Origin of the sequence: Gloeotrichia echinulata CP02, assembly GCA_038087035.1 — a bacterium.
Lineage (GTDB): Bacteria > Cyanobacteriota > Cyanobacteriia > Cyanobacteriales > Nostocaceae > Gloeotrichia > Gloeotrichia echinulata.
On sequence record CP051187.1, the window covers coordinates 5,342,868 to 5,365,888 of the forward strand.

At 42.6% G+C, this 23,021-nt stretch carries 21 protein-coding genes; 13 read left to right on the plus strand and 8 right to left on the minus strand.

All coding sequences use genetic code 11. From position 1 onward, the window contains the following. Positions 1-460: 460 nt before the first annotated feature. On the minus strand, positions 461-1,447 hold the full coding sequence (arsS, locus tag HEQ19_23630) for an arsenosugar biosynthesis radical SAM (seleno)protein ArsS (protein WYM02038.1): 987 nt from the start codon (positions 1,445-1,447) through the stop codon (positions 461-463). Here arsS and HEQ19_23635 point away from each other — a divergent pair. After that, on the plus strand, positions 1,439-1,675 hold the full coding sequence (locus HEQ19_23635) for a hypothetical protein (GenBank protein ID WYM02039.2): 237 nt from the start codon (positions 1,439-1,441) through the stop codon (positions 1,673-1,675). The genes arsS and HEQ19_23635 overlap by 9 nt on opposite strands. A 19-nt stretch (positions 1,676-1,694) precedes the next feature. On the opposite strand, the gene arsM is transcribed toward HEQ19_23635, so the two are convergent. The 4 genes from arsM to HEQ19_23655 form a co-directional block, all read right to left on the minus strand. Beyond that, positions 1,695-2,663, minus strand: coding sequence for an arsenosugar biosynthesis arsenite methyltransferase ArsM (gene arsM / locus HEQ19_23640; GenBank protein ID WYM03572.1), 969 nt, complete (start codon positions 2,661-2,663; stop codon positions 1,695-1,697). 167 nt (positions 2,664-2,830) lie between these two features. Then, positions 2,831-3,505 (minus strand): response regulator transcription factor, encoded by a 675-nt coding sequence (locus HEQ19_23645; GenBank protein WYM02040.1) that lies wholly within the window; start codon positions 3,503-3,505, stop codon positions 2,831-2,833. Between the two features lie 172 nt (positions 3,506-3,677). Further along, a complete protein-coding gene (locus tag HEQ19_23650) occupies positions 3,678-3,974 on the minus strand; it encodes a Mo-dependent nitrogenase C-terminal domain-containing protein (GenBank protein ID WYM02041.1) in 297 nt (98 codons plus the stop codon). A gap of 24 nt (positions 3,975-3,998) precedes the next feature. Next, on the minus strand, positions 3,999-5,222 hold the full coding sequence (locus tag HEQ19_23655) for a transposase (protein WYM03573.1): 1,224 nt from the start codon (positions 5,220-5,222) through the stop codon (positions 3,999-4,001). A gap of 56 nt (positions 5,223-5,278) precedes the next feature. On the opposite strand from HEQ19_23655, the gene HEQ19_31295 reads away from it, so the two are divergent. The 9 genes from HEQ19_31295 to HEQ19_23695 all read left to right on the plus strand — a co-directional run bounded on the left by HEQ19_31295 (position 5,279) and on the right by HEQ19_23695 (position 11,592). Further along, entirely contained in the window at positions 5,279-5,434 is a 156-nt protein-coding gene (locus HEQ19_31295) for a hypothetical protein (GenBank protein ID WZI66999.1), read from the plus strand. Between the two features lie 431 nt (positions 5,435-5,865). Continuing rightward, entirely contained in the window at positions 5,866-6,486 is a 621-nt protein-coding gene (locus tag HEQ19_23660) for a methyltransferase domain-containing protein (GenBank protein ID WYM02042.1), read from the plus strand. A gap of 1,186 nt (positions 6,487-7,672) precedes the next feature. Continuing rightward, positions 7,673-8,008 (plus strand): cation:proton antiporter subunit C, encoded by a 336-nt coding sequence (locus tag HEQ19_23665; GenBank protein WYM02043.1) that lies wholly within the window; start codon positions 7,673-7,675, stop codon positions 8,006-8,008. Further along, positions 8,005-9,435, plus strand: coding sequence for a cation:proton antiporter (locus HEQ19_23670; protein WYM02044.1), 1,431 nt, complete (start codon positions 8,005-8,007; stop codon positions 9,433-9,435). The genes HEQ19_23665 and HEQ19_23670 overlap by 4 nt, the downstream gene beginning before the upstream one ends. Beyond that, positions 9,432-9,821: a Na+/H+ antiporter subunit E gene (locus HEQ19_23675; protein ID WYM02045.1), complete on the plus strand. Its 390-nt coding sequence runs from the start codon at positions 9,432-9,434 to the stop codon at positions 9,819-9,821. Before HEQ19_23670 ends, HEQ19_23675 begins: the two co-directional genes overlap by 4 nt. Next, positions 9,818-10,069 carry a hypothetical protein gene (locus HEQ19_23680; protein WYM02046.1) on the plus strand — a complete coding sequence of 84 codons (252 nt, stop codon included), beginning with the start codon at positions 9,818-9,820 and terminating at the stop codon, positions 10,067-10,069. Before HEQ19_23675 ends, HEQ19_23680 begins: the two co-directional genes overlap by 4 nt. Continuing rightward, positions 10,066-10,344: a monovalent cation/H(+) antiporter subunit G gene (locus HEQ19_23685; protein WYM02047.1), complete on the plus strand. Its 279-nt coding sequence runs from the start codon at positions 10,066-10,068 to the stop codon at positions 10,342-10,344. Before HEQ19_23680 ends, HEQ19_23685 begins: the two co-directional genes overlap by 4 nt. Further along, entirely contained in the window at positions 10,337-10,933 is a 597-nt protein-coding gene (locus HEQ19_23690; protein WYM02048.1) for a DUF4040 domain-containing protein, read from the plus strand. Before HEQ19_23685 ends, HEQ19_23690 begins: the two co-directional genes overlap by 8 nt. Continuing rightward, positions 10,933-11,592 carry a Na(+)/H(+) antiporter subunit B gene (locus HEQ19_23695; GenBank protein ID WYM02049.1) on the plus strand — a complete coding sequence of 220 codons (660 nt, stop codon included), beginning with the start codon at positions 10,933-10,935 and terminating at the stop codon, positions 11,590-11,592. The genes HEQ19_23690 and HEQ19_23695 overlap by 1 nt, the downstream gene beginning before the upstream one ends. 263 nt (positions 11,593-11,855) lie before the next feature. On the opposite strand, the gene HEQ19_23700 is transcribed toward HEQ19_23695, so the two are convergent. Further along, on the minus strand, positions 11,856-14,822 hold the full coding sequence (locus HEQ19_23700; protein WYM02050.1) for a UPF0182 family protein: 2,967 nt from the start codon (positions 14,820-14,822) through the stop codon (positions 11,856-11,858). Between the two features lie 186 nt (positions 14,823-15,008). Between HEQ19_23700 and HEQ19_23705 the strand changes: the two genes are divergently transcribed. Together HEQ19_23705 and nadC are read left to right on the plus strand one after the other, a co-directional pair. Continuing rightward, complete coding sequence (locus HEQ19_23705) at positions 15,009-15,428, plus strand: cyclic nucleotide-binding domain-containing protein (protein ID WYM02051.1); 420 nt, start codon at positions 15,009-15,011, stop codon at positions 15,426-15,428. Between the two features lie 105 nt (positions 15,429-15,533). Further along, a complete protein-coding gene (nadC, locus tag HEQ19_23710) occupies positions 15,534-16,409 on the plus strand; it encodes a carboxylating nicotinate-nucleotide diphosphorylase (GenBank protein ID WYM03574.2) in 876 nt (291 codons plus the stop codon). A gap of 660 nt (positions 16,410-17,069) precedes the next feature. Here the strand turns inward: nadC and HEQ19_23715 are convergent. Continuing rightward, a complete protein-coding gene (locus tag HEQ19_23715) occupies positions 17,070-20,072 on the minus strand; it encodes an MFS transporter (protein ID WYM02052.1) in 3,003 nt (1,000 codons plus the stop codon). Positions 20,073-20,803: 731 nt separating this feature from the next. Between HEQ19_23715 and HEQ19_23720 the strand changes: the two genes are divergently transcribed. After that, complete coding sequence (locus tag HEQ19_23720) at positions 20,804-21,976, plus strand: transposase (protein WYM02053.1); 1,173 nt, start codon at positions 20,804-20,806, stop codon at positions 21,974-21,976. A 67-nt stretch (positions 21,977-22,043) separates the two neighbouring features. Here the strand turns inward: HEQ19_23720 and infC are convergent, their stop codons facing one another. Then, entirely contained in the window at positions 22,044-22,577 is a 534-nt protein-coding gene (infC, locus tag HEQ19_23725) for a translation initiation factor IF-3 (GenBank protein WYM02054.1), read from the minus strand. Positions 22,578-23,021: the final 444 nt, after the last annotated feature.

Below are 23,021 nucleotides of genomic sequence, written 5' to 3' on the forward strand. Positions count from 1 at the left end.
CATCCATCGCCACGGCCTCGTAACAATTTTGGTAACGAAATATTTCCCCATCACCACACCATAAATTTTCCTCATGGTCTGCAGAGGCTTTCCCGCGCGACGCGAACCTCTATGTTCCTCTAGCGGTGATTTCCAGTCGTTAGGGTGCTAATTTTAGTTTCAACGACAAAATAAAACCTGATAGTCTCCAAAGGCAGACTTTGTTAGTATATCCGCGACTTCCAGTAGTTATAACACTATAATTTAATCTACAAAAAGAAAATAAAAACCGTGAAAACTTCGAGAAGTTCACGGTATTTTGGTGTGGTGTGAGGAGACGTAACTAATCTCATTTCATAATAAACCAATTTGACGATTAGCAATGTAAACTTAACAGATTTTGTTACAAAATTGGATTTGATGATTTTGATTACATAAATACATAGAGATACATCAATCCAAAATTGAAAAACCATTGACTTTACAACAGGGCACCACCACAGCTAGAACCACACCCAGCAGTACAACCATAGCAATAGGAAGCAGTTTGCACTTCATCAACCAGGTCTAAACTACCAGCTGCTAGCAATTTGCTAATTGTCAAGGTTTCACCATTACAAGTTTTCGCAGGTAGATTCATCATCTGATTAAAGTCGCAATCATAGACATTACCCAAATAATCAATCGATAATTCATCACGACACATTAAATGCTCAATGGTATTGGTATTAAAATGCGACTCTAAAAACTGTAGATAGCTGGCGTACAGGTTTTTCCGTTCTAAATGCATTTTAGTTCTACCAACCGGCAGATTGGTAATGGTGAACAGGTTGTTAAATACAATCTGAAAATGTTCTTGCAAGAACATTTTGTAATCCCGTTCGAGATTACTCTGTTCGGGAGCTAAGGAAAATTTTTCACCTGTGGGTAACTGCGGATTGTAAACCAAGTCCAAAATTAAATCTGGTTTTTGTCCATAACCGAGTTGGTTCAAGCATTGCAAAGCTTTAATAGAATCATCAAAAACACCAGTACCGCGCATTTTATCAACATTATCTGCTAGGTAGCATGGTAGAGAAGCCACAACTCTAACTTGATGTTGAGCGAAGTATTCTGGTAAATCACCAAACCCATCCACAAAGTAAATCGTCAAATTTGAGCGAACAATTACCTGTTTACCAGATGCTCTAGCTGCTTCTACTAATGGCTTGAATCCATAATTCATTTCTGGTGCGCCACCAGTTAAATCGACAATTTTAATTTCGGGAAATCTGTGAATTAACTCAATCAATTGTTCGCAAATTTCCCCAGAAAGTTCTTCTGTACGTTTGGGACTAGCTTCGACATGACAATGTGTACAAGCAAGGTTACAGCGTTTACCGAGATTAATTTGTAAAACACTAATGCCCTTTTTGCTCAAAGGATAACTGAGTTTTTGGTTGAATGGTGTGATTGCTGTTTGAAGCATTATTTTTTGGTCATTTGTCATTTGTCATTTGTCATTTGTCATTTGTCATTTGTCATTGGTCATTGGTCATTACTCATTACTCATTACTCATTAATCATTACTCATTACTCTTTGTCATTGGTCATTGGTCATTACTCATTACTCATTACTCATTACTCATTACTCATTACTCTTTGTCATTTGTCATTGGTGATTGGTGATTGGTCATTGGTGATTGGTCATTGGTGATTGGTCATTATTTAAAATCCTAACAACAACCACCACCGTTATAGTGCCAAGTGGAATCGGTAATAATTATTTTTGTAGGCATTAAAGCTGCAAGTTTAGCAGCAGTTTTATCACAAACCGCAGATGGAATCCCCCGCTGTAATAGATGACCTGCAGAGTCGTCAAAAAAACTTTCTGCACCCGCATAAATTGCGGTTTTTCCAGTAAAAATACAAGCACCATCTTCGGGAATAGCAACTTTGAAAGAAACCGAATCTAGACTTTCTAGAAGTAAATTTTCTTCTAGGTTATAAGTTTGGGTATCTAGCAAGCGGTAAGGGCGACGGGCGCGAATTTCAATCTGACCAAAGCCAGCTTTAATAAGCAATTGAGTATATTCTTGATATGTGAGTGCGCCTGATAAACACATAGCCCGTAGCTGCTCATCTTGTTGTAAATGTAGTGGAATGGGACGAGTAGCAATGGGATCACTCATCTGTAAGCGTCCTCCTGGTTTTAAGACCCGAAATGCTTCTTTTAAAGCAATAGTTAAATCTTCTGGTTGAAATATATTGAAGAGGCAATTTTGTGCTACCACATCAACTGAAGCATCAGCGATGGGTAAGTTAAAGGCGTCACCTGGGCGAATTTCGACAAAACTGGTGTCAAACCAGGGATTTTCTTGAGCAGCAAGTTCCAGGTTGCGTGTGGCTGCTTCCCGCATGGATTCAACTGGATCAACCGCAATTACCGCACCTGGACGACGGGAAAAATAGGCAAACTGCAAAGCTTCTAAGCCACCGCCAACACCAACATACAGCACCGTGGGTTGGTTTATCAGTTCAGTGGGATGAACTGTGGTACCACAACCATAGTTCATTTCCTGCATTGGTAAAGGAATTTTCAGTCCTGGTAGTTGTAGGGGTGTACTTTGCACACAACAAAGTCCCACTTGCGGTGTTTCTGCTACTTTATGGTAAAATTGCGCCGCTGTTTCTAGATAGGTCATAGCATTCGAGATTTGCAATTTGAGTTTATGCTGTTGTGTGTTGTCTTGTAGAGTCAACTTTGTGCATCCTAATCTAATTAGCTCTCAATTGAATGAGTTTTTACTGAGAAAGCAGCCCTAGACCCCAGCAAAATATGGGAGGTTAGGAGGTCAATGTCAGTAAAAATTTAATCGCGCAATACGTAGCCAAGACTTTCCACGGTTTGAACTAGGCGCTTTTCGTTATTGGCTTCTAGTTTTAAGCACAAGTAGCGAATATAAACTTCGATAATGTTAGCATCGCCCATGAAGTCGGAACCCCAGACTTCCGCTAAAATGCGATCGCCTGTAATTAGCTGTCGCGGATGGGTGAGTAAATATTCTAGTAAATCAAATTCTTTGGTAGTTAACTCAATTAATCGCTTGCCCCGATACACTTGTCCTGTGCGACGATTTAAACTGAGGTCTTCAAATTCCAAGATATCGGTGGCGTCTGCTTCCTTGTTTGTTCGCAGATGGGCGCTGACTTTCGCTAATAATTCCTCGACACTGAAGGGTTTGACGACATAATCATCAGCACCAGAGTCTAAGACTGCTACGCGATCGCTCACTTCATCTTTGACTGTTAATAAAATTATCGGCACCTTGTCACCACTACTTCGCAAGCGGTGGCAAATTTCTAAACCCGACAAACCAGGTAACATCCAGTCTACAATGAGTAAATCTGGACGTAACTTTTGCGTTGCCGTGATTGCAGTTAATCCATCGTAGGCGATGCTGACTTGATAGCCTTCATAATTTAGTTCTAATTCGACAAATCGCGCTAATTTGACTTCATCTTCAACCAGTAAGATGTGCGTCATAGATGATTTTAATGGTTTCAACAGGTTTTGGTCAACAGATACACAGACTGGGCAAGTTGGCTAAATAGCCACATATCTAATTAGGTGTAAGTTAGCTTAGTATAGACTTAACCCCGTAACAACCGTAAATTTGCTGCTGCCAATGACTACTGCGTTACATTATCATCAAAGTTTAACAATAGGCGTTTACATCTTCGCCGCATTCATCTGCAAGATAACAGAGAGCTTTAAAGCGCAAACTCACCACTTCCTCGTAAAGAGGATTTAACTTACACATCGGTGGAATGTGAAAAAGCTGGCGACCAAATAGGATAATATCTCGTTCAAAGGGACATTGAGCCGGAATAGCCTTGCACAAGAAATGAGCTAGTTTGCGGTTACGAATTTCGATCCCTTCCAACCACTTACGGATTGGGTGGAGTAGGTCTTTGTGTAACTGGACTTGAATAAAGCTTTTGACACTCCCCACGGATAAATCCGGGGGATTCCAGCGTCACTGACGTTCCTTGCTTTTGCAGGTCTTACGACCAACAGAAGTAGAGGAAACATCTCTACTGGCGTTACTTCCCGGATGCCCTCCGGTAGCGTTTGCACGAACGCCAGTTGCCTCAAGTCGGGAAACCCGCCCACGGCACTGGCTCCTTAAAATTACTTTGGCTGCATTCACATCACGTTGTTCAACATATCCGCAGTGTGGGCACGAATGGGTACGGGTGCTTAAAGATTTTTGCACTCTAGCACCACAATTAGAACATTCAATGCTTGTGAAGTGGGGAGGAACTGCAATGATTTCCCGTCCAAATTTTGCACCAAAGTATTCGAGCCACTGGCGGAAGTTGTACCAAGAAGCATCAGAAATGCTCAAGGCTAGTTTGTGGTTTTTTACCAAGCCGGAAATATTTAAATCTTCCAATACCACCTTAGCGTTAGCTAGGCATAAGTTACGCGCCAGTCTCTTGGCGTGTTCGTTCCTCCGTCTTGTTACTTTTAAATGTTTCCGAGCATAAACACCACGTGCTTTTCTTCTGCCAGATGACCCTTTTTTTTTCTTGTAAATGTTACGTTGAACCCGCTTAATATCTTTCTCTGCCTTGCGGAGAAATCGCGGATTCTCCTGATGGTTGCCATTACTATCAGAGTAGAAATATTCTAAGCCGACATCAATACCGATTTCTGATGTAGTTGGTGGTGCCTCTTGTTGATTATCAATCTTGATGCAAAATTGCACATAGTATCCATCCGCTCTACGCACAATCCTCACTCGTTTAATTAGTTCAACAGGGTATTGATGAATATCCCATTTACCTAATAGCTTGAGTTCGCCAATACCTTTTCTATCAGTGAACGTTATACGGCGTTTTGTTGGGTGCAACTTCCACCCAGACACCTTATATTCAACTGAACGGCTATGCTTTTTGAACCGGGGATAACCCTTTTTTCCAGGTTGGTTTTTCTTGCAGTTATCAAAAAATCTATTGATAGCACGTTCTACATTTTCTACTGCCGCCTGACAAGCATGACTGTTTAAATCATTAACAAATTTAAATTCTGTTCTTAATTGAGTGTTGTACTGATATAGTTCTTTTTTGCCCACGCCGCGATTATTCATCCAATATCTAAGCACTTTATTTCGGACAAATTGATTCGTACGAATAGCTTCATCTATGGCTTTTGATGTGGCTCTTTTGACAACTGCTTTATATTCTAGTACCAACACTCTCGCATCACCTCCTTGCATCTGTTAATCTCTATCTAGTATAGCAGTTAGTTATTATGATAACAACTAAAAAAGGGATAAAAAGGATTAAAAATCAACCAGTTTATCACGACGAAATCAAAGGCAAAAGGACTGTTTTTTTAACTCCAACAGCTTGGGATAACATAAAAAATGAAGCTGCAAACCGAGGAATTACCGCCAGTACTTGTTGAGGAATGGGGACGGCGTAAAGCCTGCGGCAAATAGCTACGCTTAACGCGCAGCGTCTCGTAGAGATTGAAATCGCCCGCGCCTAGCCCCCATAAATAGAATTTAGGGGCTTGCTCGGCGCGGATAACTCGGTCATAAATTTTCTCCTGAGAATTAAAAATTTCCAAGTTAGTTGGAACTGTTAGGTTTAAACCCCTATTAATAGATACTGTGGGGTTATGTGGTTTTATGCAGTTCCTGAATTCTTCACTGGTTAAATGTTTCATTTTCACCCGACAAATACAACAACACACTCCAATTCCTACATTCCGGATTTATTGAGCAAGAATGGTAGGTTTAGGCTAGAGTGAATTTGTCTTGTTAACCAATTCCTGGAGGCGCGGCTTAAACCTCACCCATTGAGGTGTAAAGTGCAAATAAGCTGCGAAAACTGATGACTCAAGAATTTATCACCAATAAAAAGCAGGTTTTTGACAAATGGGCGCCAAGCTACGACTGGCTGCTTCCATCAGTGTTTTACCAAACCGTCCACAAACGCCTGCTGGAATATGTAGACTTTCCCGAACAACCAAATGTACTTGACTTAGGTTGCGGTACTGGACGCCTACTTGAACGCCTTGCGGCTAAGTTTCCCGATTTGCGTGGTACCGGATTAGATTTATCCCCTAAAATGTTGCGGATAGCGAGACAGAATAACTGCCATCGTCCCCGTTTAATTTATATTGAGGGAAAAGCAGAATCTCTGACCTTTGCTGAAGGTCAATTTAATGCAGTTTTCAACACTATCAGTTTTTTGCACTATTTAGAACCACAACAGGTTTTAAGTGAAGTGGCGCGGGTGCTTTCACCTGGTGGACGATTCTATTTAGTTGACACAACTGTGAAAAATGAACCAGAAGTTCAATTCACCTTAGGTTTTCTGGGTAAAACAAGATTTTACAGCCCCAAACAACGCGAACAGCTAGGCTCATCTGCTGGATTATTATCTGTAGGTCATTACTATTTATTAGGGCCTGTCTTGCTGACAATCTTTGCTAAACCATCCTTGAATTAAACTAATTCATAATTCATAATTCATAATTTACCTGTTGGGGATTTAGACATCAACAGGTAAAAACCATCAATTAGAGAATTTGGGGGAGGACATACCTAGGACTTACGCACTGTACAAATTTGTCATGGTATGCTTTTACCAAAATACGTTGTTTCAGGCTTTGATTAATTATTACTTTGATGGTATAGCACTTCCTATTCAGATGAGGTACAAAATTGTATCACGCGATGTAGGGGCACGGCACTGCCGTGCCCTTACCGATGTACCTCACTAGGGCGAGAAACGCTATAAACAGACCCGCGTTTTCGGGGTTTAGCAATGCTAAACCCCTACGACATCTCCGGTTTTTTGGAGCCACATATTTTGTGTTTTTTGTCAATGCGTAAGTCCTAATACCTTAACATCATGTTCGGATAAATACTTTTGGCTCTACCGATCCCCTTATGGTAATTAAACATCAATCAGGGTGAAAGCCCTATAAGGCAAAGCTTATCAAGCTTAAACAAGCTATTGTCAGTGGTAGTAGCGACAACACTATTAAAATTCACGGAATTGACGATTAGATATTTCCAAAAAAGGTCGTAGATGAATCTAAATCCCACATTCCGCAATTCAAATATAATACATTACTTAGGCTATCGCAGGCTTCTAAACAAAGCTTTTAACTTACAGCATCTTCCTGTAAATACACCACGCCTTTGGGACGTAAGGCCTTGCGCCCTCAGAGAATCTGTGGTTATTGCATGAAAATTGCTGTAAACAATAATTCTGCCCCTGCTTCCCTTGTTTGCGAGAAACTACGCAAATGGGTGAAGCCTGGGGCTTTTTTGTTTAAGCTCAACCCTTTTTGATCATTGTATTTCTCTATGCAGTTCATAACGACTAGCTATGGCAGTTTCTTGCTTTGGGTACCGCATACCACCTATTGTTGATATAACACACGTGTAAATTTATGATAAACACTATAAATTAGTGTCTAAACTCATGCATATGTCTAGAACCTTATCCAAATTACCTCAATGTCAACCGAAAACATAAACTCCCTTTCTGCTAGTGAGAAGTTGGTGAAATGACTTTATATCAAAGCTTTACCCACATTAAATGCCGTGATTGTGGCGAACATATTTAAATATAAAATTTGTTTTTCGGCTAATTACGGTTAACCCTTACCCAACATACAATTCCTGTGTTAGAAGCAAGCATATTCGCCACAATATTGTGCGGATTTTTCGGCATTCTCCTAAAAAAGAACCTTGTGATGAAAATCGTCTCGATGGATGTCATGAGTACGGGGGTTATCGCCTATTACGTCCTGATCGCATCACGAGAGGGATTATTCACACCTATTTTATCAACCGTCAAAAAGGGCGCTTACGCCGATCCGGTTCCCCAGGCGGTCATATTAACGGCGATTGTGATCGGCTTTTCGATTCAAGCCCTAATGCTAGTCGGTGTCATGAAGTTGTCACAGGATAATCCCACATTGGAAAGCAACGAAATCGAGAAAAACAATACCCCATGAGAACTATTACCATCATCTGGATTGCACTACCGTTTTTGGTGGGGTTTATCATTTATCTGCTCCCGAAACTTGACAAATACCTCGCCCTGTGCATGGCTCTTGCTTCGGCCGGATATGCGTCGCAGTTATTTATTGCTCAGTCACCGCTGGAACCGCTGATATTACTGAATCACTTCGGTGTCACCTTAATACTCGACGAATTGACCGGCTACTTTATATTAACAAATGCCCTGGTAACGGCTGCGGTTATCCTTTACTGTTGGCAAAGCGATAAGACAACTTTTTTTTACGCGCAGACCATAATGTTGCATGGCAGCGTCAATGCGGCGTTTGCCTCTACAGATTTTATCAGTTTATACGTGGCTTTAGAGGTGAGCGGTATTGCTGCGTTTCTCCTGATTGCCTATCCCCGGACTAATCGCTCGATTTGGGTGGCGTTGCGCTATCTGTTTGTCAGTAATGTATCCATGCTATTTTATCTGGTGGGCGCGGTACTAGCCTATCAGACAAATCATTCATTTGCTTTTTCCGCCTTACGCGGCGCACCACCAGAAGCATTTGCTCTGATATTTTTGGGGCTACTGGTAAAGGGTGGGGTATTTGTATCGGGATTGTGGCTACCGTTGACTCACTCGGAATCGGAAACGCCGGTATCAGCCTTGTTATCGGGAGTCGTTGTCAAAACTGGAGTCTATCCTCTAGTACGTTGTGCCCTGATTTTGGATGAGATTGACCCGATAATCAGAATCTTTGGTATTGGGACAGCTTTTCTCGGAGTGTTCTATGCCATCTTTGAAAAAGATACTAAGCGAATGCTGGCGTTTCATACTGTTTCCCAGTTAGGCTTTATCCTCGCAGCACCTATAGTTGGCGGTTTTTATGCTCTGACCCACGGCTTGGTGAAATCGGCGCTGTTTTTGATCGCCGGGGTCTTACCCAGTCGCAACTTCAAGGAACTACAACATAAGCCAATTAATACCGCCGTTTGGATTGCCCTGGCAATAGCCAGTTTATCGATATCCGGCTTTCCTTTGTTGTCTGGCTTTGGGGCTAAGACGTTGACAATGAAGAATCTCGAATCTTGGCAAGTTATCGCCATGAACGTTGCATCTGTGGGCACAGCAATATCCTTTGCCAAATTCATATTTCTACCCCGTGGGGGAACAGATGAGGTAAAACGAGGTTTTTGGCCTGGTGTCATCCTGTTGATTGGTGCCCTGATTGTCGCCAACGTTGTATATTATCAGGCGTATACTGTCGAAAACATTATCAAAGCACTCGCAACCATTGCCATTGGGTGGTTAGTATATTTTTTCATTGTTCAACGATTAGTAGTCAAGTTACCGCGTTTACTTGAGCAATTTGAGCATCTCATCGGTTTTATGAGTCTGATGTTAGTTGTCATCTTCTGGATGGTGTTGGCATGACTGGATATCTAAATTTGCTATTGCGACTGGCTATCTGGTTCTTGCTCACTGCCAATTTCACTTTGGTAAATATCATCATTGGTGTCATTATCTCCCTTCTTTTACCGGGACGCCCCAAAGCCGTAGGAGTATTAAAGGATTGGCTACGGGTGTTACGTGAGATTATAGTGGCAATTCCCCAGGCGTATATTGAGGCATTGGAAATCATTTTCCGTCCCCATACCGAAGAAGTGATCGTCATGGAACGTGTGCCAGAAAGAAGGACATCAGCACTCATCTTCCTAGACATATTTATCATTACCTTTACACCAAAAACCATTGTTGTCAAATACCACGAAGATGGCTGGTATGAAGTACACCGGATTCAACGGAGGAAAAAGCCATGAATCTCATCGTCATAGCCATGATTGTCGCCTTGCTCATACCCATCTACGAAGCTTGGAGAAATGACGCTGTTTGGCAAAAGATGTTGGCATTTTCCAGTATCTCCTCCAAAACTGCAGTCATGATCCTGGTGGTATCCGTTTTCCGTGATGATTGGATGATCGGCATTGTCGGGGTAATCATCCTGAGTGTAGGTAATGCGGCCTTAATGCTGCTGGCAAATGTCCTTAAACGCATGAGTGATGTATGATCAACTTCTTAAGTTATACCTGCATAGTTATAGGGCTTGTCTTCTGGTTTTGGGGGACATCTTTCCTATTGGGCAAGCGATCGCTATTATTCAAGCTGCATACTCTTTCGGTTTCCGATACCCTAGGCTCAATCAGTATCGTCTTTGGGTTGCTGCTGAAGATCCCTAGAGAATGGCCGCTACTTCTGTTGGGTATCATCTGTTTGGCAATGTGGAACACGATGTTGGGGTATGTATTGGCATATTGTTCTACTACTGGGGGTAAGGATGAATAAGTACGATCTGTTTATCTATTTCATCACTGCCTTGCTGCCCTTGTCTGCTTGTATGCTAATACTCCAAGTCAATCCGTACAATGCCCTGGTAATTCGGGGAATACTGGGAGCCGTCGCAGCATTGTTATATGTGCTTTTGGGTGCGCCGGATGTGGCTTTGACGGAGGCATTAGTGGGTACGATGTTGGCAATAACTCTCTATGCGATCGCCGTGCGTTCTTCGTTGGTCATGCGTCTTGGTGTTATCGAAGACTCAGCAGGTGAGCCAGAGGGCAAAGGCGATCGCCATTTTGGGCAACTGATGGATGAGTTACGCAGAATTTTTCGCAAACGCCAGATGCGTCTAGATCTCGTTCCCTACCCGAATACCCAAGCCTTGCAACGGGCGCTGATGGAGAAAGAAGTCCATGCAACCTGTGTCAGACCAGAACCGGCTGATCAATACCCAGTAACGAATCGGGACGAAAACCTACCCTATCATACCGCCATCCGGGTTAAACGCGTCTATGACATTATGCAAAGTGAACTTTCGTCACCTGCAACAATTATAACCTATGTAAATACACCAGATTCAGGGGAGAAGCATTAATGAAATGGGTCTACATTGCTGCAGGGATAGCGTTGTATGTGAAAATGCTCGTCTTGCCGAATCCTGCACCAGATAACGATTTCTCTATAGTTGACGCCATTGTCAAAGATGGTGGCATACCCAATGCGGTGACAATTATCATTCTCAGGAATCGCTTGTATGACACTATCTTCGAGGTAGTGGTATTTACTATCGCCATTATGGGTGCTTATTTTCTCCTGGCTAATGAAAGGCCGTCCTGCGCGATCTATCATTTCACCGATCAACCATCAATTGTCTTGGCGCGTCTGGGCGCAACCATTAGCGCTTTGGTGAGTATCGAGCTGGCGATTCGCGGACATCTGACCCCTGGTGGTGGTTTTGCGGCTGGGGTGGCTGGCGGAACTGCGATTGGTCTTGTGGCGATTACCTCATCACCGGAGTGGATGCAGGAGATTTACCAGCGCTGGCACGCTGCTACCTGGGAAAAAATTTCGGTGCTGATTTTCATTATACTGGCAGTTATAACTTTGTGCGGATTAGAATTACCCCACGGAGAGATGGGCGCACTTTTTAGTGGGGGGGTTGTACCTTTACTCAATATCCTGGTCGCAATCAAAGTTGCTTTGGGGTCCTGGGCGGTTATTTTGGTTTTTATCCGTTATCGCGGATTGTTTTGACTCTTCCCAAACTATAGCAGTGGACAGGTAGATTAGGACTTGACACTCCCCTACTACTCTGTCAAGGTAAAAATGATGGACTGTAGTGCGGGCATCTTGCCCGCGTGAGCGAGACGCTCACACTACCAAAAATCCCTCAAAACAAAATTGACAGACTACTACCTATTTTGTCCAGGATTATCCAAACCTTTGCCTGAAGTACGGAATATGGCGCTGTGCGCCTGTTCCTCAAGGGTTTTCGGCATTTTCTCTATAATCCAATACTAACTAGGGGGGGATGCTTCCTCCACAGGACGAATAATTGCTGGCTCCCGCGTCGCTTGTGGTTGGAAGATTCCTTGTAATGCTTGTTCTAGGGTTTGTGCCATCACAATTCGGTTTTCGTAAGCTACGACTACCCTAACTAGTGTGGGTAAGCTATTTTGTGTAGCTTCTAGATATATTGGCTCAACATAAAGCAAGGATTCTTCAATGGGAATAACTAGCAAATTGCCCTGAATTGCTTTTGACCCCTGGCGATTCCACAGGGAAATTTGTTGAGAAATCACCGGGTCTTGGTTAATCCGCGCCTCAATTTGCTCTGTGCCGTAAATGAGGCGTTCTTTAGGAAAGATATACAACAACAATTTACCATAGTTATTGCCATCTGATCGCGCTGCCAACCAAGCGATTAAATTAGTCCGCTGTTTGGGAGTGTAAGGCAGAAGTAGGATAAATTCTTCAAAGGGCATATTTGGTAGGCTGGTAATCAAATAATACGGCTCTACCGGACGTGCTTCGCTGCCATAAATTTCGTTGGGGATTTGCCAGAGGTCTTCGCGGTTGTAAAATACTTGAGGGTCGGTCATGTGGTAGGTCATCAACCGCTCAGATTGAATTTTAAAGAAATCTACCGGATAGCGGATATGCTGGCGGAGATTTGCAGGCATGGTACTAAGAGGCTGGAACAGTTGGGGAAATATGCTCTGCCAGGTAGCAATTATCGGGTCGTTGGTAGCAGCAACGTAAAACTTAACGGTGCCGTGGTAGGCATCAACCACTACTTTTACAGAGTTGCGAATGTAGTTTATGCCTTCAGTACCTGTATCTGAGTAGGGATAGCGATCGCTTGTGGTGTAAGCATCAATAATCCAGTAGAGATAATTTTGCTCTTTGGTATCACCGGGATTGGCATCGGCTACAACTAAATAGGGGTCACTGTCGTATCTTAAAAAGGGTGCGATCGCCTGAATGCGTTGCTTAATATTACGTCGGAATAAAACCTTTGTCTCTGGTACAAAGTCCTGCGTCAATACCATTTGCCAATCTTTCAAATACTTAGCAAATAGCCACCTGCGCCACGGTGTACCAATATTAATCCCACCCCTGCCATCGTATGTATTGTAAGCATTATCACTGCCACTGGGATAGTCTAATTCTTTCGACTTTGTGCCTGTCATCACATAAGTATTACTAATCTCGCCGTAATAAATTCGGGGTTGCCCAATGGGAATACTTTCACGAATGGCGGCGCTGGATGTCGTCAGGGCGCTACTATCGCCGCTAATATCTTTGACAAAATATTCTGGTAGCCCACCTGGTCCGACTGTATTCACAGGGCTGACGGTAAACCCATAACCGTGAGTATAAATTAAATGACTGTTTACCCAGGTTTTAGCTTGTTCTGGTACGGCAGTATAATCTAATTCCCTGGCTGCAATTAATACCTGCCGCCGTACTGTAGGTTCTTTGTCATCTGTGGTGATATCTGTTTCCAGGGTGTAGCGGTCAATATCGGCGTCGGGGAAACGATAATATGGTCTAATTTGTTGCAGCTGACGGTTAGTTTGTAACAGCGGTCGCTGATCCCAGAGGCGAATATTCCGAATTGTCAGGTCATTGGCTTTAATATCAGCTTCTGTTAATTGACCTTGGGGATTAAATATCCTAGCATCAATTGTATCTAAATCAAATGCCTGGCGAGTCAAGGCAATAGTACGCTGAATGTAAAGTTCCTCCCGTTGTAATTCATTGGGCTGCACAAATAAATATTGCACCACACTTGGTAAAATCAGATCAGATATGATTGCCAGGATGAAATAAATTCCTAAGCCGTAATACACCAATTGGCGATACTGTGATTTAGGTCGCCAGCAGATGGTTCGCCACAACAAGTAAAAGGCGATCGCGAATGCCAAAACACATAAAATAGTGTAAGCTGGCAACTGTGCTGTGACATCGGTGTAGCTAGCACCATAACTCACCCCACGCCGGGAATAGAGTAATTGATAACGATTCAGCCCATAACTCAAAGTCATCACGAGCATCAAACATCCGCCGACACCGTATAAATGACGTTGCTGCTGTTGTGAAAATCCAGGAAAAATTCCTTGTCCGAGACTGTCTCCCGATAATAAATAGGTGAGGGTGACACCGACAAAGCCAGATAAAAATAGTCCAATTAACCAGAGTTCCAGCAGTTCCCAAACTGGGAGAGCGAAGACATAAAAGCTGATATCTTGACCAAATAAAGGCTCAATGTTGTTAAAGGAAGTGGGATGGAAATATTGTAGGACTTTTGGCCAGTGTGGCGATAGGACTTGAGCAAATAAGACAGATAACACAATGGCGATCGCCCTGAGCAAAAATTGCGGATAAATTAATAGAGCGATCGCTATTCCCACAACCAAGCCAAGATACCAAACTTGGGAGATAATTTGACGCACCAATTGCCAAATTACCTCTGGTTCAAACAAGGCGGTTACGGGTAGATTAGCCTGGTTAACTTTCAAATTCCAGTAAGAAACGGCAATTTCACCGTAGTAAGCCAGTATCAATCCTACCAATAAGCTCAATCCCAAAGCTAGAGGTAGCAGCCAACGTAATCTTAATCCTGGAAACCGCCGCCGATCATGACTAAGGATTATATCACCTTTGGAATCCTGTGGAGCTAGAAAGTCTTTCAGGTCATTGCTGAGTTTAAATTCTTCACGCCTGACTGGCTCAATTTTCAGATCACGGGGATATTTCAGCCATTTCGCTAGAGTCAGATTTCCCAGTAAATAGACAGCACTTATACTCGCCACAAGTACCCATAAACTACCCCTAGTCACCAACCTCAGCAAAAATACTTGTAGATAGCCAACTTCCTCAAACCAAAAAATCTCTGCTCCTAGGCGGGAACCCAAATCAAGGAGTAACCACAACCCTAAGAATACTATGAATAGTCGCCAGATCCATTTCCACAACATTCCTTGGTAGCCAACCTATCTGCAAAACCAATTTTATCAGGACTTACGGAATTGGCACATATATCTTCTGTCATCATGCACCCGACAAATGCAGTTATAGCTCATCCCGCTCTCACTAAGTTAGTGTTAACCTAGCTATATATACAGAGTTGATGATTTTTAGTGTGTATTTTTTAACCGCGAATCATGTTAACCAGTGTTGACCGTTTATTATTCGTCAGGCGAGTCCCAATTTTTAAGGAATTACGGGATGATTTTATCGTCCGCCTGACTTCAGTGATGGATGAACTATCATTTCCAGCTAATTACACCATCTTTACACAGGGAGAACAAGGGCAATCGCTCTACATTGTAGTGTCTGGTAAAGTTAAAGTTCACATTGGCGAGAAAAAACTGGCAGAGGTAGAACAGGGACAATATTTCGGAGAAATGGCAGTTTTTGATACACAACCCCGTTCTGCCTCTGCCACAACTTTAGAGCCGTGTGAATGTTTAGAATTGACACAAGAGCAACTTTATGATGCGATTGAAGAAACGCCCGAAATTGCGGTAAATATCATTCGTCAGTTATCCCGCTTGATTCGCAGATTGAATGAGTATTCCTAACTGGTCTGCTAACAATCAGATTTTTCGATGCGAGAGAAAAATACTTGTGGGGTAAGGATTCTAGGCTATATTATTCCTGGAAGTTGAGAAGGAAACGATAAATTTGTGAGCATTGTCAGCAAGTTTGGTGTTTTACCGCCCTGGATAGTATTAGATCCCCTGCTGCGTGGCTGGTTGTTGGAAGATATTGGTCGGGGCGATCGCACAACTAATAGTCTATTAGCCGAAAATGTCACCCCAGGAACAGCCAAGTGGATAGCTAAAGCCCCTGGAGTGATTGCTGGTTTACCAATTGCGGCTAGGGTGTTTCAGCTTTTGAATGAGAAAGTTAGCTTTGCTCCTGTCACAGATGAAGGTGCATGGTGTGAACCAGGACAGGTTGTGGCAGAAATTCAGGGGTCTCTGGATGCGCTGCTGATGGGGGAACGGGTTGCTCTCAATTTAGGTATGCGTCTAAGTGGGATTGCGACTCTTACATATAGATATGTAGAGCGAATTGCTGATTTACCTGCTCAGTTAGTAGATACTCGTAAAACCACACCAGGGCTGAGACTGTTGGAAAAGTACGCGACGGCTGTGGGTGGGGCGATTAATCACCGTATGGGGTTGGATGATGCGGTGATGATTAAGGATAATCATATTGCTGCGGCACAGGGAATTGGCGAGGCTATTACCCGCATTCGTTCTCAGATACCTTATCCCTTGACCATAGAAGTGGAAACGGAAAGTCTCGATCAGGTAAAAGCAGCTTTACAACACGAAGCTGACATTATTATGTTGGATAATATGCCTCTGGATATAATGTGTCAGGCGGTGCAGTTGATTCGCCAGCAGGATAGCCGTGTGAAAATTGAGGCTTCAGGGAATGTGACTTTGGACACGATTCGTGCTGTGGCCCAGACGGGTGTTGATTATATTTCTAGTAGTGCGCCGATTACTCAGTCGAAGTGGTTGGATTTGAGTATGAGGATTTCAGCGTAAAGACCAAGCTAAATAACGGTTCCTGTTTTAGCTTTCCCGACAGAAGCCCCACGCTCACTCGAATGAGCGTGGGATGAATGGCGCGTGAGTGACGAATTGACCAACGAGCGAAATTGAGCATAGCGAAATCAGCAATGTTGGTCGGTGAGGAATGAACACTTTCTTGTTTTTTTTTTCTAAATACTTATTATAATTTTAACCAGTAGGTGTAATCCAATTAAATGCTGAAAAGCAGCCTATTAAAATAAAAGCTAATTGTTTGGCTTAACCAAAGAACCGTGGGTAGCACAGTCTTAAAGCTCAGTCAATGTCTTCATAGAAGAGTCGCACAGAAGCCCACACTCACCTGAAAGGGAGTGTGTGGAGTACGTCACTGCGTTACATCTCGTTGAGATCGGGGGCTAGTCCCGCGATTTCAAAGTCTTATACAATACCACTAAAACGCTGACACATCTAGATTCCGCGTAGGGGCACGGCAATGCCGTGCCCCTACAGATGGTATCATATCGTGTGGATTTAGGGGTATCTAAAAATTTATCCGGCTAAACAAATAGTTTGAAATCGCGGGACTAGGGGCTAGAGTTTACTTCATCTAATTGGAAAGCGATCACTCTAACCCATTCTCAATAGACTATAGGCGCTAAAAGGGGAATCTCACGCCTATTTGACGAGTTGATATTTTGCCATCAACTCTTTAACTTGAGCAATTACAAGTGGGTGTGGGTCTTTTTGTAGCTGGGGTAGCAGTTCTAACAACACACGATGTGAAACAACATTCAGGTATGAGATTCCTGCTTCTCGGACAAAGCCTGTAGGATGACGTAAAGTCAGCAAAATATCCGCAATTTTTAGCCGAATGTGGCTAATTTGAGCAAGATGAAAACAGCAAGCTAAACACCAGTCAGAAAGCAAATTAGCTAGGGTTAACAACTGATAAAGCCGCTCGCTAACTGACATTTTTTGATATTCTACCAATCCTGCTTCCCCAAGCAAATACAGTTTTTCTGCGTGCGATCGCTGGTCTAATATATTCAGTAACAGGGATTTTGAGGGTAGATTTATGGTGTGGTCTAAAATTTCTAGTCCTCGCGCTAAGTTTACTCCTGATTCAGACCGCAGATTGAAAGCGGCTGCTTGCATCTTTTCTGGGGAATAAAGCAGTCTTAGTAATAACAGCAATCGCTCTTTGACATCAATTTCCAATTCTAATAGTGACTCTTGGAGTAACTTACCCACAGTCACAATCTTCTCATCTGATTGATAGTTTTCCAGCGTCTCTTGTGTGCTTAAGTCTATGTAGGCTGCGTAAATTTCGCCTAAAAACTGTAATTCCTGGTTAATTAAATTTTCCACTCTATTTTCATAGAATTGATCCTCTAAACTAGTAATCTCTGGTTGTTTATGGATTTTTAATAAGCTGCGAAGAATATGATATCTCGTAGTACCCCAAGATAGTTCTAAGTGTTGCCATAAACTATCGATTGCTTCCAATGTACCGATTTGACCAATCGTCCGCCAAGCATACATCCGCACTACTTCTGATGTGTAAATATTAGTAGCCACTTCTAAGAGCATTTCCAGGGCATCATTTTCTAGTTTCACTAAAGCACGCATTGCTGTACTTCGGGTGGATTTATAGTAAAGTGCTGCTATCAATGCTGAATAGTATTCCTCTAATCGCGTGGCTGCAATCATTTCTAATACAGCACAACGCACCCGTAATGATTCATCTTGCAATAAATTCGGGATGTGAATCCTTAAAGCCTGCAAATAAACCGCTTCTCTTAAGGCGTGAACTGCATTCACCCGTTCCCGTTCTTGCTTATGAGTCAGCATCCGTCGCATGGTTTTGGTAGCTCCTACTTTTTGCATTGGCGTTCCTTGTCGCAAAAGTAAGGCGGCGGCTGTGGCGCGGATGAGTGAGTTTTGTCGTGGATGCAGGTACTCTTCTAAGAGGCTTAAATTAGGATGTGGTTCAGCTAGCCAAACGTAGCGCAAGGCTAGGGCGAAAACTTCAGGGGGAACAGTTCCTTCGGGCTGTTCTAATAACGGGCGGACATCTGGTAAATAAGCAGGATTTGCATCTCCCATGAGCATTACTTCTAAAGTTTGGCATTGCAAATCTGGGTGTAATTGGAAGATCAATGGTGCTAAAACTTCGCCGGCTCCTTGGGGATCAATTTGGGCTAAAAGTTCAATACAAGAGTGTTTATCTGCCTCGGTACCTTTTTCGCTTAAGGCTTTGATTACTCCCTGCTTAAATAGGCGTAAACCTACATTTGTGGTACTCAATTCACCCCGATATGCACTTAAAACTAAGACATCAACATAGCGCGATCGCAGGATTAAAACTACTCGTAAACAAGCCCCAGATACTAATATTGTTTCTGCGATAAATACCCACTGTTGTAATGGAACTGGAACAAATTGTCCGCAAAATAGTAAGGTCACAAAAATGAGAAATCCTGCGAAACCTGTGGCGATCGCTTCGGCAGTTCCGCCGGATAATGTTTGTGTACGGCTACGAATTCGCTCTGGAATTGGTTGGTACAACGCCGGACCGCTACTCATGACAAAGGTGTAGCGTAAAAGTTCATCACAGAATTTGAGAATTATCAGCCCCCAAAACAAGCTTTGCGATTGCATTGCGGGAAATATATTCAGTAATGCGATCGCTGCTGGTACGACAAAACCAACAGTAATCGGTAAAAGCGCTGCTGCGAAAAACACACCAATACGTTCGATGAGTCTGCTGGAGATAAACCACTGGGTCATTAACTCACACAGTCCGACAATCCCCCCAAACAGACCTAAGAAGCTAGCGAGTTCGCGATCGCCGAAAGTTGACTTCAATTCCCGCAGATACTGAAAATCTATTAACAACCCAATGACTTGCAAAAGACCTACAAAGGCAAACAATTGCCATGTATAGCGTCTTAATGGAGTTTCTAGGCGGCGGTGTCGTGAGGCTTGTTCTTGGGGAATTAGCCGTTGTGGCGCATCGGGGAAAGCGTCTCGATAGTGATAACTTAAATAAAATAGAATTCCAGCCCCTAAAATAATCACTACACAGGCGATGAGGATTACCTTATTCAGCCTCAAGAATTCCAGTAGCCAAGGTAAACTAAAACCACTAATGACATCGGCTACCAAAATACCACTGCTGACTAGTGGGTAGGTGCGCTTAATCTCCCGAATGTTAAATAGTTGGTTAGCAACGATGGACGTGTTGAGGTCATTAACCACATAAAGTGCGTCTACCCATAACCTCAGTAAAAATACGATAATGAGTGATAAGTAAGAAACATGAATTCCCCAATGCAAAAAGACTAATAAAACTAATGGCATTACCATACAGGGTGCGATCGCCACAATCACCCAACGCAAGGGGAAAATCTTTTGCAGCCAGGAATATATAACAACTATTCCAGCTCCCATTGCTGCACTGGCAATATACATCACTGGTAGTGGGTTAGCTCCATATTCATCCAAAAACAGTGCTACTGTACTGTCCTCTGCCCACCGCAATCCTACGGAAATAGTAGTGTAAAAAGCAAACATGATCCAAGTGCGTTCGCTCTCCTCTGGTCGGAGATTTACCCACTTTAGTAGTCGTGCTAGAGGGTCTTGATTGGTAGTAACCCAGTGATTTTTTAGTTCCATGCAGTTTAATTTTCTACTATTAGCATCGGGGGGGATGGCAATACTGCTCGGTTAACGAATTTCTTGGTTGAGGCAAGCAGGGGGAGCAGGGGGAGAAATGGAGGCTGGCGTTGAGTTTTGCCTCCCCTGCTTCCCCTGCCTCCCCTGCCTCCCCTGCTTATCCGAGCAGCATCGGGGCGATGGGGATGAATAATAATTCGTTGCTACTTTTTAACTCAGCATTCCCCCACTCCCCCACTCCCTCACTCCCCTCATCCCCCCCATCGCGTAAAAATGGCAAAAGTCCTGAGCATCTGAGTATTATGTTTCCCACTCAGCGCTCAGGACTATCAGTTTTTGATCAATTTTACCGACTACATTGACGGTATCAAATTTTTAGTTGTCAATTATACTGCTGGTTTAGCTTAAACCGCAAGAAGCCTCTCACCGAAGCGAAGGGAGGTGATGAGATGAATGGCGGGGCGGCGACGAGTTGACCCCCGACCTTTATCAACCGTCAGGTTGATCAGGGAGTGGGGTCGGGGAGGAGTCGCCATTTTTAACTTTGAGCGAGTCTATAAAGTCTTCAACTACATGAGTCATAGTTTTATCGTTTTGACTTGCATATAACCGTAGCTTATTTAATCTACGTTCTGATATTCTTAAATTTAATGCTTTATTTTTCATAATTGCCTACACATTGTCTTGACGTTTATGTTATCCTATGTGTAGGTCGAAAACAAAGGAAAAAAATGAAGACATCATACCAGTACAAAATCAAGCCAACTAAAGAGCAATCAGCGAAAATAGATAAAACATTAGAAATGCTGCGTTGTCAGTACAATTATTTGTTGGCTCAAAGGTTTGACTGGTATGAAATGAATCGCTGCCCTATTGATAGATGTCCATTAATTTGTCACATACCAGAATTAAAAGAACAACCATCATACTACAATCAAAAAGCGTCTTTGGTTCAACTTAAAATAGATAGACATTGGTACAAAGAGATTCACTCTCAAGTATTACAGGAAGTACCTAAAAAAGTTGAATTAGCTTTTGATAGATGGTTAAAAGGTGACGTTAGCGGGAAGAAGTCTGGTAGACCTAGATTCAAGGGAAAAGGGCAATATAAAACTTTTACTTATACTCAATTCAAACAGCATCACTTTGTTAAAAACAAAATCACTCTGTCAAAGATTGGGGATGTTAAAGTAATTGTTCATCGACCAATACCCGATGGATTTGATATTAAAACCGTATCTGTTACCAAAAAAGCAGATGGCTATTATGTAACCTTGAGCCTTGATGACAAGACGGTTCCCACAATTAAGTCCGATTTCAATCCTGATAATATTGTTGGAATTGATGTAGGTTTGATTGATTTTTATGTAGCTGATGACGGTTCTAGAATTGCTGCACCAAAACATCTAAGCAAAGCTGAACGTAAATTAAAATCCGCACAGCGTAAGGTATCAAGACGTAAAAAAGGTTCATTACGTCGTAAAAAAGCTATTCAAAAATTGGGCAAACAACATAAAAAAGTTGCCGATACTCGCAGAGACTTTCACTTTAAAATAGCCAAGTCACTGCTTGACAAATATGATGTTGTTGCTGTTGAAAAATTGAATATCAAAGGACTCGTTAAAACTAGACTGGCTAAAAGTATTAATGATGCTGGTTGGAGTCAGTTTGTAACAATACTTTCTTTCAAAGCCGAAAATGCTGGTTTAAAAGTAATAGCTGTCAAGCCAAACGGCACAAGTCAAGAATGTTCTAACTGTGGTCACAAGGTTAAAAAGCCGTTGTCTCAAAGAATGCACAACTGCCCTGTTTGTCATACCAGTTTGTGCAGAGATTTGAATGCGGCTATAAATATAAAGAACCGTGGGGCGCACGGTCTTAAAGCTCAATTAATGTCCTCGTAGAGGAGTCGTTGAGAAGCCTACACTTACTGCGAAGCAGAAGTGTAGGAGATGTCACCAAATCGCTAGATTATTTTTTGGGCGAGAGTAGCATCATCATGTTGCGCCCTTCTTTTTTCGGTGCTTGCTGCACCTCACCAAATGGCTCCAAATCAGTCGCCATGCGCTTGAGTAGATCTTCTGCTAAGTCACTGTGTTGAATTTCTCGACCCCGGAACATCACAGTAGCTTTGACTTTATCACCATCTTTGAGAAAGCGCTCTGCTTGCTTGACACGGACGTTATAGTCGTGTTCTTCTATTTTATAGCGCATCTTCACTTCCTTGACATCAGCCGTGTGTTGCTTTTTCCGGGCTTCCCGCGCCTTCTTTTCTTGCTCAAACTTGTATTTCCCGTAGTCCATAATTCGACAGACCGGTGGGTCAGCTTTATCACTCAGCAGCACCAAATCTAGCTCTTTTTCTTCTGCTAGTTGTAGTGCTTCCTGTGGGGTGATAATTCCCAGTTGGCTACCGTCAGTATCAATGACCCGAATTTTAGGGAAACGAATTCGTTCGTTAATTTGGGGCAAATCGCGAGTTCTTTTTTTCTCAATCACAGGCATTGTGTTTCGTGGGAGCTCTTAGTTAAGAATTGGGTTTGGTCTTGATTGGCTTAATTTTTGGTTAATCAGCCTCACGCTTCAAGTCCTCAAATAGCTGAGGAATGAAAAATGAGTCTATTGTTCTAGGGTAACTAATCCATGAACTAGTTGTGTCGTTGTTGTATTTGTCATTCTACTCATTGTGAGAGAATTTCTGTGCGATCGTTAATCTAAATTACACAAATTGGAGAATCATTAAATATTGTAACAATTATTTGTCAAGTCATTGACTTTTCAAGTGTAAGGTATAATTCCAGGATAGCAACATTACACTGAAAAGACACTTTTGCCAACAAAAAGTAATAAAAAATACAAATGTTTATAATTAGGTTAGGGGCAGAATCAGAGGGCGGATTCCCAGCGCATCTACACAAACAAAAACCACCTGCGCGGGTTTAAAACCAA

Excerpts from the sequence above, each read along its gene's own strand:
- arsS (WYM02038.1), bottom strand. The coding sequence starts at position 1,447 with ATGCTTCAAACAGCAATCACACCATTCAACCAAAAACTCAGTTATCCT.
- arsM (WYM03572.1), bottom strand. The coding sequence starts at position 2,663 with ATGACCTATCTAGAAACAGCGGCGCAATTTTACCATAAAGTAGCAGAA.
- HEQ19_23645 (WYM02040.1), bottom strand. The coding sequence starts at position 3,505 with ATGACGCACATCTTACTGGTTGAAGATGAAGTCAAATTAGCGCGATTT.
- HEQ19_31295 (WZI66999.1), top strand. The coding sequence starts at position 5,279 with ATGATAACAACTAAAAAAGGGATAAAAAGGATTAAAAATCAACCAGTT.
- HEQ19_23660 (WYM02042.1), top strand. The coding sequence starts at position 5,866 with ATGACTCAAGAATTTATCACCAATAAAAAGCAGGTTTTTGACAAATGG.
- HEQ19_23670 (WYM02044.1), top strand. The coding sequence starts at position 8,005 with ATGAGAACTATTACCATCATCTGGATTGCACTACCGTTTTTGGTGGGG.
- HEQ19_23675 (WYM02045.1), top strand. The coding sequence starts at position 9,432 with ATGACTGGATATCTAAATTTGCTATTGCGACTGGCTATCTGGTTCTTG.
- HEQ19_23680 (WYM02046.1), top strand. The coding sequence starts at position 9,818 with ATGAATCTCATCGTCATAGCCATGATTGTCGCCTTGCTCATACCCATC.
- HEQ19_23685 (WYM02047.1), top strand. The coding sequence starts at position 10,066 with ATGATCAACTTCTTAAGTTATACCTGCATAGTTATAGGGCTTGTCTTC.
- HEQ19_23690 (WYM02048.1), top strand. The coding sequence starts at position 10,337 with ATGAATAAGTACGATCTGTTTATCTATTTCATCACTGCCTTGCTGCCC.
- HEQ19_23695 (WYM02049.1), top strand. The coding sequence starts at position 10,933 with ATGAAATGGGTCTACATTGCTGCAGGGATAGCGTTGTATGTGAAAATG.
- HEQ19_23700 (WYM02050.1), bottom strand. The coding sequence starts at position 14,822 with ATGTTGTGGAAATGGATCTGGCGACTATTCATAGTATTCTTAGGGTTG.
- HEQ19_23705 (WYM02051.1), top strand. The coding sequence starts at position 15,009 with ATGTTAACCAGTGTTGACCGTTTATTATTCGTCAGGCGAGTCCCAATT.
- HEQ19_23715 (WYM02052.1), bottom strand. The coding sequence starts at position 20,072 with ATGGAACTAAAAAATCACTGGGTTACTACCAATCAAGACCCTCTAGCA.
- HEQ19_23720 (WYM02053.1), top strand. The coding sequence starts at position 20,804 with ATGAAGACATCATACCAGTACAAAATCAAGCCAACTAAAGAGCAATCA.
- infC (WYM02054.1), bottom strand. The coding sequence starts at position 22,577 with ATGCCTGTGATTGAGAAAAAAAGAACTCGCGATTTGCCCCAAATTAAC.